The following is a 12,041-nucleotide window of genomic DNA, read 5'->3' on the forward strand; positions in this document are numbered from 1 at the left end:
TTATATTTCTCTAGAGTATCTACATTTGATATAGGGTGACATACCATTCTCCACCACTTCATGTTGAAATGTAAACCCTTTCGCTTCATAAAATGGAATCCCTAACTTGTTTCCTTTTATAACAGAGACCCATTGTTTCTTTGCTCCAAATAATTCCTTTTGTTGCATCGTGACAGCCTCTAACAATTTAGTACCTATTCCTTCATTTCTTCTATTAGAATCAAGATAAATCACATACAACTCTCCTACATCTTCTTCTGTCATACCACCACCAGCCGCACCAACTACTTCTCCATCTTCCAATGCAACATAATAGCCACCCCATTCACGATTAGAGGTGCTCACTTCTTTTTTAATTCTTTCATGATTGTAGAATTCTTGTATCACTTGTTCTATATACTCCTGCGTATGAGGAAAATTGATTGTAGATTGCCAACCTTTTGAACACACCTTTGCTATTGCTTCTACATGAGTCTTATTTGCTTTCACTACTTGAATCATACGTCCATCTCCTTTTTTACCAGTTTAGACTAACCGTTCCAATAAAAAGTGGCATCCATCGCTAATTACTCATTTGAATTTCGATAGTATGTTGGTATTCTATTTAAACGGTAATGGTTTGTTAATTCTTCAAGCTTTAAGAATCAATATTCGAATTCCATTAAAGCTAGTTTTAATTCTCTTGCTAGTCATGTTGCCATTGATTTATTCTGTTAATTGTCATTTCTAAACAATTTGTCTTCTCCTTCAGATAGGTTTTCATCTATACTAGTTCTTCAGGTATAGCTTGATTACCTTCTGAATAGATTTTACTTCTTTCTGTTATTTAAGCTTTCAAAACTAAAGAGGCATCCTTATAAAATGGACTAACCATTTCTAAGAATACCTCGATAAAACATATTACTCTCTTACGATAATCAATACTTATGCCTTTCCTTTTTTCTTCTCTATTTCATGCATAATACTTTCGCCTTCAATATCAATATTCGGCAATATTTTATCCAACCATTTTGGCAAATACCACGCTGATTTACCCATTAATGCCATAACTGCAGGTACAATGGTCATTCTCACTATAAATGCATCAAAGAATACGCCAAAATCTAGTGACATAGCAACTACTTTAATCATGGCATCTGGAGCCATCATAAAGCCTATGAAAACAGCCATCATAATTAATCCTGCTGCTGTAACTACTTTTCCACTGTCTCTCATTCCATGTAAGATTGCCTTTTTATAATCCCCAGTATGTGCATATACTTCACGCATTTTACTTACTAAGAAAATTTCGTAATCCATTGCTAGTCCGAATAGGATTCCTATGGAGATAACAGGTAAGAATGCTAAAATTGGACTAGAAGCAGGAAAACCAAATAAATACTTAGAAACTTAATTTCTTCTAATATGTCTGGAATTCTACTAGACTATATTAATTATGCAATGGAAATTATTTTTCAAGAAGATATTGATAATCATAAAATGAATAGAACACAGGTCTTATTTCTATCTGGTGGCATGTTTAATATTATTTGTGATTGGATTAAAAGAGGTGCAACAGAGTCTCCTGCATCTCTTACTGACAAGATATCAAGAATCTTGCCACAATATTAAATCTTAAAGTGATTATAGCTTTAATAATTTACTAAATTTCATTTGCTAATTCATGAGGATTCCCCCATATACTCTTAAAATAACTGGATAAAAGCCCTTCTCCCTTAAATCTATCCTCCAAAATAGCTTGCAATTGTAATGTCACTTCAGAAGAAACTTTTTTTGATATACAAGCTAAATAAGAATACTTATACACTGGATCATTTGGTACCTTCGTATATACTTGCTTTAACATAGATTTACCTTTTTCTTCTAACATCTCAAAATCATCTCCAAAGTAATAGGGAAATAATGACATCATATAACCAAAACACCATAAATACGCTGGATCAGTATTATAATTAGTCAGCCCAAAAAGAGTTACTTCATCTAATACTGTTTGTAATTCTTCCAGATCCATATTCTTTACATTTACTGGGCCATCCTCTATTATAAGATACCAACAAAAAAAAACGAGACGAAGAGTAACTTTCAAATCATGCGGATACTTTTTCCATGTTCCTAACAAAAGAGCTTTAGCTGCATGCCAATTTTCATCTTTCTCTAACTGATCAAGCTCTGTCCATTCCCAATTAATCATTTCAATACAACTCCTCAGTTCACTATTTATTTCCCAAATTAACTCTAACATCTTTTTCTTCATTTTAAGGTAAGTTGAGAAATAGGTAGCGTTATTATCTTCTTAGTCATTTGCCCTTCCTTGAAAACTCAATAGTCATTTTATATTAAAAGAACGAACACCTTATACGTGTTCGCCCTAAATTACTATAATACAGCTTAAATCTTACTGACGAAGATCAATCCACCATCGATCTTTATTTAAATCTTCCGAAGGTCCTGAGTAATGAAATGCATCAAGAAAAATGGAATTTAGTTTATCTTCATCTACAAAATAACCTAAATTAACTCTCTTCGTTTGTCCTGGTTGGATACTGCCAATATTGTAAAAACCTTTGCCATTTCCGTGTGGTTCTAAATAATCGACTTCATTTGAGATGATACTCTCTTCATAAAATTCATTATCTTTAACATAGGTCCAACCATCATTCTCCAGTTTAAGCACTGTCAAAGATGGATGCATGTAAATTTCTTCTGTTGCCTGATTCCCGACATTTTTTACTGTTGTTGTCAGATAGATAAACTTAACATCAACGGATTGTGTTTCTACTAACTCATCAATAGAATCTATACCATTCCCCGACTTATATATATTTCGATTATATGGGTTCAGGTTCTTTTGCTGATTTAAAACACTGTACTCGTTTAACCTATCTACTATAAAATTATTAAAATTCTCTTGCTTGAAATTTCTTATAGAATCAAAGACTTCCACTTTTTCAACCACATATTCTAAGCTATCTAATTTATTGGTAGTGCCATTTCCTCCATTATGCAATACATCTTTCGTTACTGGAACCACGTCACCTATATGGAAAAGGCTATTACTGTCTTTTTTCAATGGAATAATTTTTCGTGCTTCTAGTTCATTTGTATCCATAATTGGAGCTTCCTTATAATCAGTAATAAGCGATGCCTCTTCCTTTGATGAAGGCTCTAGTGAGATATTTCCCAATACTTCCACCATTAATTCTTCGTTTACATCTGCTCCAATATAACTTTCTAGCATGATACCCTCTTTTTCAAATAATAGATACACTTGTCTATCAAACATGGTAGAGTCATTTCCTGAATCTTTATGTATAATGACTGCCTTCTTGCAGTTTATCTCTTTTTCTTCATAGTCATTTGCGTAAAGAGTTTGGAAATCTGAATTTTCTCCTAATCTCCAAAGAATAAATGAGAAGCCTCCTTTTGCATAGTTTTCTTTAAAGGAATATTTCATATCGTCTGTATTTTTTATTACTTCCATATTATCTGGCAAACTATTAACTTTCATTTTATACCATTTGTCATGATGATTAATCTCTGTATTTGTCACAGAAATATCTACTTCATAATTTTGCTTTTGAACCATCATATCATAGACTTTTACAGCACCAAAAGCAGTTGTAGGAAGACCAATTAAAAGAACAGCAGTAGCAATTAATAGACGGTTCTTTTTCCGTCGTGCCTTTGGTTGTCCACCTTGATTCTTAATTTTCTCCATAAACATTTTCTTTTTGTGGTTGTAGGTATCTGAAAATTCGTGTTCTTCAACTAATGTATCAAAATCATCTAATGCAATTTTTTCCGCTAAGTCAAACGTTCCTCTTGAATTCTGTGAATCCTTCACTTTGAATACCTCCTATTCTTTTATGTAGGCGTTTCCGAGCTCGTTCGAATTGTTTACGTATATTGACCTCTGTTAAACCCATAATCTTAGAGATTTCTTGATAAGATAAGTTATAGAAAACTTTATATTTAAACACCTGTCTACATGACTCACTTAACACGGTTAACAATGAATCAATTTGATTTTCAGCCATAATCTGATGTTCCCATTCATTCATTTTTTCATCTGCCGTTTCCATTGATTCTCTTTGATATTCTTCCACCAGCATTCCCTGCCGTTTATTTTTTCGGTAGCTATCTATTGCTTTATTTTTCGCAATTCTTAATATGTAGCGTTTGTGCTCATACGTATCCAAACTACGCAATTTCTCCAGATTGTTGTAAAGCGTGATAAACACTTCTTGAACGATATCTTCTGCCTGTTGAACATTTCTTACAATGGAATATGCTACAAAATAAATTTTTTGTTCATATAACTCGTATAACTCTTCCATCTTTTTATAATCTTGATTAGTACCTTTCATGTTATCCCCCTTTCATTCTATATAACGATTGAGTTTATAAATTTGTGACACTTAAAGGAAAACTGCAGCCCTATTCTGTGTGGTTTTCTAGTTTTACTTTATTGAATATTCTTTGCCAACTTGTGGTGTTTCATAGTCAGAATGTATGAGCTATCCTTCTTCCATGAGTCCAACTTTCAGCCAATGTTCTACTAAATCTAATGCTGTATTATGCGAAAAGGAAGAATAGATATAATTACTTCTGCAAATATTACATATAAAATAAAAGCTATAAGAAAGAGGAAAATACATGGTCAATAAAAATAATTTGACCTCAGTAGAGTATGGTGCATTATGGACAACTTATCAGAAAAAAACAATGATCCTATGCATACTAGAATACTTTATAGAGAAATCGGAAGAACCAAAGGCTAAAGATCTGATGAAAGGACTTCATGAAAAGCTAGCAGTTAAAGTTAAAGAGATAAAAAAAATGATTGAAACCTCTGGTGGTATCGTACCATTGGGATTTACTGCTGAAGATGTTCATTTAGATGCTCCTAAATTGTTTGACCAAGGGTTCGACATCATGTTTTCTAGAGTATTAAAAGAAATTAGTATGGGGATGTATGTTCTTCATACAACCATATCTTACCGCAAGGACATTATTGATATTTATAGAGAGCTTACAGAATTAACGCAAAAGTATTACCTCTATTTCACAGAGTATTTGCAACAAAATAAATGGATGCTTGATCCTCCAACCATTAATATGCCTCATTCGAGAAGCTTTTTAAATGATAAAGATTATATGAAAGGTACCAATATATTGGGTAGTCGAAGAGGATTTAACATCGTTGAATACGGATTAATCTATCATTCACTAGAATCTAATATTTTGGGAATGCAACTTATGAAAGGTTTTGCTCAGAGCTCTTCTGATTTAGAGGTAAAAAAGTATTTTCAAAAAGGATATGAGTTATCTAAAAAGATTTATAAAGACACAGAGGAAATGTTGATAGAGAGTAATATACCTTCTCCTTCAATTCCAAGTGGAGTAGTTACTAATTCAACAATACCACCATTTTCAGAAAAGCTAATGCTCTATTGCACCTATTTACTCAATGGGTTTAGTATTGGTGGCCAAGGCTTCGGAGCTGTCTTTCATTTACGTAATGATGTAATACTACAATCTGGTCTTTTCGCTAAAGATGTATTTGCATTTGGCTTAAAAGGAGCTCGTTTAATGATGGAAAAAGGTTGGTTAGAGGAACCACCATCAATGGATCTATAGTTTTTATTAGAATTGTTTCAATTATATAAGAACATAAACTTTAACATAGTTTCTCTATGACAATAAAATAGGAAACTCACTTAACCCTGCCAAAGTTTGAGCAGGGTTTTCATTTATTTTCATCATTTTCTAAGTTCCTTTTTAAGAAACTATGGATAAGTACTCTGTTAAACTACATCCCATAATCATTTTGGTTCTGAAGTTAGAAGTATTCATTTTACCGTTTCAATTATGTAGGAACTTATCCTCAAAACTAATTACTTTTTAATATTAACTTTCTTGTCTTTTCATCATATATCTTGTAACTAATTTCAACTAAGTGATCTTTTGTAATAGTTAGCTCACAATAATAAGGAATTGACTTACCATATGCCTCTAAATCTGGGATATCATCATAAGTAAATTTTTTATCTGTATTAAGAATACTAAAATTTGCTGAAGAAGAACGTCCTTGTGTATCTATCTCAATAATACATTTTCCATTAACAACATCATAATCCTTGAGTACCACATATTTTAGGCTTGGCATAGTAACCACTAACATTAACACTCCGAGAAGAAAAATCCCAAGAAATTTACCTACTTTTAATAATGTATAATTTTTCTTCCAGAATATATTAATAAAAGCATCTAGTGCTACTATGACAAAAATAGACCCAAGGAAAAGTATTAAATAATAATGTAACATTTTCCACATCCTATATTTATTCTTTAAAATGCTCTAATACATGTTTTTATGGCAAATTATCAAATGCAGAATAAAGAATGACACTGGTGCTAAACACTTCTTATAAAAGACTAACTAATGAATCATTTATTCTATAAATTGGCAATTATATTTATTCCTCAATACCGACAAGTTATTCTAATAGTAAATAATCCCATCTTAATAAAAAGCATCTACTAAGTAAGTTCCTTTATAACTACGGAAGACAAAAAATACCTCACTTTTAATAGTGAGGCAAATTGTATAGTTAAAATAGGGGGATAATATAATAATTCCACTTTTATAACCATTTAAACAAGAAATGACAATAAATTTTATTATTTAAGCAAGCTAATACACAAGTATGTTAATTATTAGGTTAAAAAGGTGAGCAGACTATTAAATGAACATTATATAACAACGGCAATAAAGAACCAAACTATCATTAATATTTGAATAAGAATTTTTGCTATACTCCCACCTAAAAAGCCTATTACAGTCGCAAAACCTACTTTTGCTGCTTTTTTCGCTTCCCTATGAAGAATAAATTCAGTAATTAATACTGCTACAAAAGGAATAAGAATAATACCAAATGGAGGTAAAATAAAGGAGCCGACAATAGTAGCAATTGCTGCAACTGTTTCAGAAGCCTTAGATCCTCCATACTTTTTAACAAAATAGCTGTTAGCAATTAGATCTGCTGCAATTAAAACTGCACTTAATATACCCATGCTAATCCAGAACCATACCGATAACTCATTGGCATTAATGAGGAATTGATAAACTAAGAAACCTCCCCAAATAGCAACGATAGAAGGAATAATCGGATAAATGATTCCAACAAAACTAAGTATAAAGAGGATGATTGTTATTCCCCACCATAAATATTCCATAATGATGTACCACCTTTCAATAAAAGTAAGTATTACAATATAATAAGAAAATCTTGATCTTAAGAGCAAGATTTTCTCCGAATAATTCAGCTGTTGCTATGTCTGCGTCTTTTATAGTGTTGACTACCTGCAAAAGGATTATGTCACCTTCTAAAGGAGTTACTATTATTTCTACATCCTAATCTACCACTTCTACAATGCTTAGGAAGGGACTTCTTTGATATCTCTACCCCATAATCTTTTACCTCAATCACCTATTTTGTTATTACATTGAACATTATTACAGTATCACTTTAGAATACTGAATAACTTTATCTAATAGGATGATAATAATTTGCTCAAGATTTTTTTGATTACAGGATGAGTGAATTCTGAATTCAAAATGGGATGTGTTACTTACTGATAGCACTACAGTCCTTTCCCGATTTATCTTTTTTTATTACTTTTCTATCATACACTATCTTAATGAAATGGTTGTAAAATGAAACAAGATGTTTCATAAAATTTACATTAAGTTCTTAAGTAAAATATTTATATTCTTTGAATACAATGCTTGAACTACTTACAACTTCTCTAATGCTCCTAACCACATTTTACAAATACAGAATTTTATAAAACTATTTTATTCAACCTTTTTCTTAGAACTCTTCATTTTATATCCAATGTATAAAATCAAAAACCAAATAGGCGCAACCACTAATGCTATTCGCATGTCCTCCATGAATCCCATTAAAACAACAACGAAAGCTAAGAATGTTAAAGCTAAATAGGTTGTAATTGGATAAAATGGTATTTTAAATGCTAATTTTTCTACTTGTTCTTTTGTTTTTGATTGTCTGAATTTTAATTGAGTAATCAGGATAATGGTCCAGCTGGTAATCCCAGCAATGGTAGCAACAGAAGAAATATACAGAAATACTTTTTCAGGAACAATATAATTTAGAATTACCGCAATCAATAAAATTAAAGATGAGAATAGAATTCCTCGTCTCGGACTACCATTTTTACTAAGCTTACTGAAATACTTCGGACCATTATCTTGCAGAGATAAATTATACAGCATTCTTCCCGAAGCAAATAATCCACTATTAAAAGCTGATAATGCTGCTGTTATGACAACAAAGTTAATAATATGTGCAGCGCCAGGAATTCCAACACTATCAAAAATTAATACAAACGGACTACCATTTGTACCTACTTCATTCCAAGGATACAAAATCATCATGACCCCTAATGCACCAATGTAAAAAATTAATATCCTCCAGACTATACTATTAATAGCTGACGGAATGGATTTTTGAGGATTTTTTGCTTCTCCTGCTGTAATTCCCACTAATTCTACCCCGCCAAATGAAAACATTACAAGAACTAATGACATCATAATACCATTCATTCCATTTGGCATAAATCCACCATGTGCCCAAAGATTATCAAATCCGATTGGTTGTCCGCCATTTCCTATACCAAAAATAATGATTCCTAATCCAAGGAGAATCATTCCGATAATGGCTACTACCTTAATCAATGCAAACCAAAATTCAAACTCTCCAAATGCCTTTACATTCGCGAGGTTTATCATGGTTATGACAATAAGTACAATTAGTGCAACAAGCCATGATGGAATATCAGGAAACCAGTAATTCACATAAACACCAACAACCGTTATTTCTGCCATTCCTACAACAACCCACATAAACCAATAAGTCCAACCAGTAAAATAACCAGCAAATCTACCTAGATAGCGATGTGCATAAGAACTAAAAGAACCTGAAACAGGCTGATCTACAGCCATTTCACCAAGTGCTCTCATGATAGTGAAAATAACTAAGCCTCCGATTAAATAGGAAAGTAAAATAGAGGGACCAGCCATTTGAATGGTTGAACTTGATCCATAGAACAATCCAACTCCAATTGCCCCTCCAAGAGCAATTAACTGAATATGTCTGTTGTCTAAGCCTCGTTGTAATTTCTTGTTTTGATTATCTTTACTCAACCCATATTCCTCCTAATAAAATTTTTTTTTAATATCACAACTCCTACAAGAAACAAAAAATCGCCCTTTTGGATTACCCAAAAGGACGATTCAACTCGTGTTACCACCTTTAATTCATAAGCAACTCATGTTGCTTATCTCCGTAAGTACAGTCATCTGACGATACTTCAGCACATGATTACGGGTGCTAAACCGGTGTATCCTACTCACGAATTATTTTCAGTACACTGCTCCAAGATGAATTCACAATCATTCAACATGCACCTCTCATCAACCGGTAACTTTCTTTCTGTCTACATGATTGCTACTACTTCTTATCATAGCTTTTGTTCTTATATCCCGAAATGTTTAAAACAAATCTTCGTTTATGTAAATATTAATTGTATCTAATTCTATCAATTCATTTAGGTTTGTCAATGTTTTTTTGCGACAGTACTAGTATTTGTTAGTTAGTATGTTTTTATTTAATATTATGAAAATGACCTGCAGATAAAGAAAATGAACCACTATCTTCAGTAAATTTATAAAACTCTATTTGAATCCTCCCGATAAATCTCTCCTGTCAATGCTTTCTTTTTATTAGAAACCGTTAGTTTAGTGTAGATAATAAAAAAGAAAGTTAATTCAGCAATTATCAAAATATTTGGCACGACAATTATCCAATTTATAATAAAAAAGAAGGTTAAAATCCCTAAAAATAACCCTAAATGCTGAATTTTCAATCGGTGGTGCACTGGTCTATATTGATGGAAAACCAAGGTAGTTGACAGGAAATAGAGCAATACAGAACCAAAAGTAAAAAATAAGATAAATGAGTAATGGACTTCATGTAAAAACAGTAGTCTGATAGCTGCTGCAACCATACTCAAAGACATTAAAATAAACAAATGACCATAAATAATGATTTGTCCAGATGATTTTATAGACTTGTCAAGTTTCTTCTCCAGGTTATCAAAATATTGCCACCACATCGATATAATTAGGATAAATGAAATAATCGCAAATCCTATTGAATCCCAATTCCCTTGAGTTGGCTGAATGATCGCAAGTGTACTAATAAGAGCTTCCCCAAAGAGAATAATGGTAAATAAACCAAATCGCTCTAATAAATGAGCTGTGTTTGCGGGTACCTTTTCTAAGCATTTTCGGCCAAGCACCGGGACAATGATGTCAATAAGGATTCCTGTGTACAACACAGCATATCGAACCCAAGAATCAAAAAAGATTGACAATAATGAAATAACGATTCCAATCCAAAAATACCTTCCCAAAAAGAGGGCTACTTGTTTTCGATCTCCCGTTTCTGTGCGCTGGACAATAAGATATTGAATCGCAGTCACTGCTCTTAAGCCTATATAACCAATTAAAAAAGAAAGATAATAAAGATCAAAATCTACTGATAAACTTGATGTCATAATTAACACAAAAAACATTTGCATAATTAAAAAAATACGTTGATGAAATAAATCTTTTCCAAACCTATTAATAAGTATGGTTTGCCCAACCCAAGCCCACCAAATGGGAATAAAAATTAATACAAACTTTACTAAATACTCTGTATGGATATGACCATCTTCAACATGAAATAAAACATGAGTCACAGCTGCAACCGCCGCCACAAATAACAAATCATAGAAGAGTTCTAACCAAGTCACTTTCTTTTCTTCTATTACTGCACTCCCTCCAATTCTTTATAGTAACTAGTATGATGGAAATGTTTAGTAATGAAAAGAGAAATAATATTGATATAGGCCATTTGCCCAATAATCTTGATTGTAGCTATAATTTACAATAGCGGAAGAAACATCAGGACATCCTAACTATTAACATAACTACTTTTCCTTCCTAAATCATGTGATTCCATGTTTTAAAAAAATTCAAGTCACAACTCAGTATCAACTTTTAAATGATTTTCCTTTTTAATTTTTGCTATTAGCACATAAGTATTCAATCTTGTACATAATTATATGATAACTGGTAGATGAATTAATATAAATTGGACTGAACGTTCGGTTTCTTCAATGAATTTTATCAGTTCAAAGATCATTTCGAAATAACCAAGGAGGATATTTTCATGAGCTTTTATGAGATTTTAGCAGTGATAGGTATTGATATTTTACTTTCTGGAGATAACGCTATAATAATTGCTCTTGCAGTTAGAAAACTCCCTCCCCATTTACAGAAGAAAGTTATTTTTTGGGGTATGTTAGGTGCTATTTTACTTAGAATATTAGCTGCAACTCTAATCATTAGTATATTTCATTACCCATTGATTAAAGCAATTGCAGGAATAGTGTTGATAGTAATAGCCTATCAAATGATGGTTCAAAAGGATGAAACACATAACATTAAATCCTCTAATCATTTTTTTGGCGCCATAAGAATCATCGCAATATCTGATTTAGCCTTATCCATCGATAATGTCATTGCGTTAACAAGTGTATCAAATGATATTATGCCAATAATAACTGGTATAATTATTTCTATACCAATAATCATTTTTGGTAGTCAGTTTTTGTTGAAATTAATGGACAAATTTAAAATTATTATTTACATAGGATCTGGTTTATTAGTGTTTGCAGCAGCTAAAATGATTATTGGGGATAAAGGAATGGAATTTATTGCTAATGCTATTCCGGATTCCTATCATATAGGGCTTTCCATCATAATAGCAATGCTCACCGTACTATTCGGTTTTATCAGAAATAAAATAAAAGGAATTTCTATTTCTCTTTAATAAAATTTATATTACTTACTTTTCCTTATGGAAAAAGCAAAAATCTAATAGTAAGAACTAGTAAAAATACAA

Annotated in this window: 11 protein-coding genes, 1 pseudogene and 1 other annotated feature; of the genes and pseudogenes, 3 read left to right on the plus strand and 9 right to left on the minus strand. The window is 31.9% G+C overall.

Features of this window, described 5'->3' with window-relative positions; all coding sequences use genetic code 11:
* Entirely contained in the window at positions 1 to 501 is a 501-nt protein-coding gene (locus tag F9279_RS16280; protein WP_152114934.1) for a GNAT family N-acetyltransferase, read from the minus strand.
* 423 nt (positions 502 to 924) lie between these two features.
* A pseudogene (locus F9279_RS16285) lies at positions 925 to 1,377 on the minus strand (MMPL family transporter); the annotation flags it as partial.
* 15 nt (positions 1,378 to 1,392) lie between these two features.
* Between F9279_RS16285 and F9279_RS16290 the strand changes: the two are divergent.
* Positions 1,393 to 1,611 carry a hypothetical protein gene (locus F9279_RS16290; protein WP_226793626.1) on the plus strand — a complete coding sequence of 73 codons (219 nt, stop codon included), beginning with the start codon at positions 1,393 to 1,395 and terminating at the stop codon, positions 1,609 to 1,611.
* A gap of 31 nt (positions 1,612 to 1,642) precedes the next feature.
* Here the strand turns inward: F9279_RS16290 and F9279_RS16295 are convergent, their stop codons facing one another.
* The 3 genes from F9279_RS16295 to F9279_RS16305 form a co-directional block, all read right to left on the minus strand.
* Positions 1,643 to 2,254 carry a hypothetical protein gene (locus F9279_RS16295; protein WP_226793620.1) on the minus strand — a complete coding sequence of 204 codons (612 nt, stop codon included), beginning with the start codon at positions 2,252 to 2,254 and terminating at the stop codon, positions 1,643 to 1,645.
* Between the two features lie 141 nt (positions 2,255 to 2,395).
* Positions 2,396 to 3,844, minus strand: coding sequence for an anti-sigma factor (locus F9279_RS16300; protein ID WP_152114940.1), 1,449 nt, complete (start codon positions 3,842 to 3,844; stop codon positions 2,396 to 2,398).
* Positions 3,810 to 4,367, minus strand: coding sequence for an RNA polymerase sigma factor (locus F9279_RS16305; protein WP_152114942.1), 558 nt, complete (start codon positions 4,365 to 4,367; stop codon positions 3,810 to 3,812). Before F9279_RS16305 ends, F9279_RS16300 begins: the two co-directional genes overlap by 35 nt.
* A 289-nt stretch (positions 4,368 to 4,656) precedes the next feature.
* On the opposite strand from F9279_RS16305, the gene F9279_RS16310 reads away from it, so the two are divergent.
* Positions 4,657 to 5,640, plus strand: a complete 984-nt coding sequence (locus F9279_RS16310; protein WP_152114944.1) for a DUF3231 family protein — start codon at positions 4,657 to 4,659, stop codon at positions 5,638 to 5,640.
* A gap of 253 nt (positions 5,641 to 5,893) precedes the next feature.
* Here F9279_RS16310 and F9279_RS16315 read toward each other — a convergent pair whose 3' ends face one another.
* The 4 genes from F9279_RS16315 to F9279_RS16330 form a co-directional block, all read right to left on the minus strand.
* Positions 5,894 to 6,328, minus strand: coding sequence for a hypothetical protein (locus tag F9279_RS16315; protein WP_152114945.1), 435 nt, complete (start codon positions 6,326 to 6,328; stop codon positions 5,894 to 5,896).
* Between the two features lie 428 nt (positions 6,329 to 6,756).
* Positions 6,757 to 7,239, minus strand: a complete 483-nt coding sequence (locus F9279_RS16320) for a DUF456 domain-containing protein (RefSeq protein ID WP_152114947.1) — start codon at positions 7,237 to 7,239, stop codon at positions 6,757 to 6,759.
* A gap of 622 nt (positions 7,240 to 7,861) precedes the next feature.
* The gene (locus tag F9279_RS16325; RefSeq protein WP_152114949.1) at positions 7,862 to 9,232 is read right to left on the minus strand and encodes an amino acid permease; all 1,371 of its coding nucleotides are present in this window, start codon (positions 9,230 to 9,232) and stop codon (positions 7,862 to 7,864) included.
* A gap of 78 nt (positions 9,233 to 9,310) precedes the next feature.
* Positions 9,311 to 9,562, minus strand: a binding site (T-box leader).
* Positions 9,563 to 9,753: 191 nt separating this feature from the next.
* Entirely contained in the window at positions 9,754 to 10,902 is a 1,149-nt protein-coding gene (locus F9279_RS16330) for a low temperature requirement protein A (RefSeq protein WP_152114951.1), read from the minus strand.
* Positions 10,903 to 11,306: 404 nt separating this feature from the next.
* On the opposite strand from F9279_RS16330, the gene F9279_RS16335 reads away from it, so the two are divergent.
* Positions 11,307 to 11,969, plus strand: coding sequence for a YjbE family putative metal transport protein (locus F9279_RS16335; protein ID WP_152114953.1), 663 nt, complete (start codon positions 11,307 to 11,309; stop codon positions 11,967 to 11,969).
* Positions 11,970 to 12,041: the final 72 nt, after the last annotated feature.

It is taken from the genome of Bacillus sp. B1-b2 (assembly GCF_009183415.1).
Classification (GTDB): Bacteria; Bacillota; Bacilli; order Bacillales; family Cytobacillaceae; genus Niallia.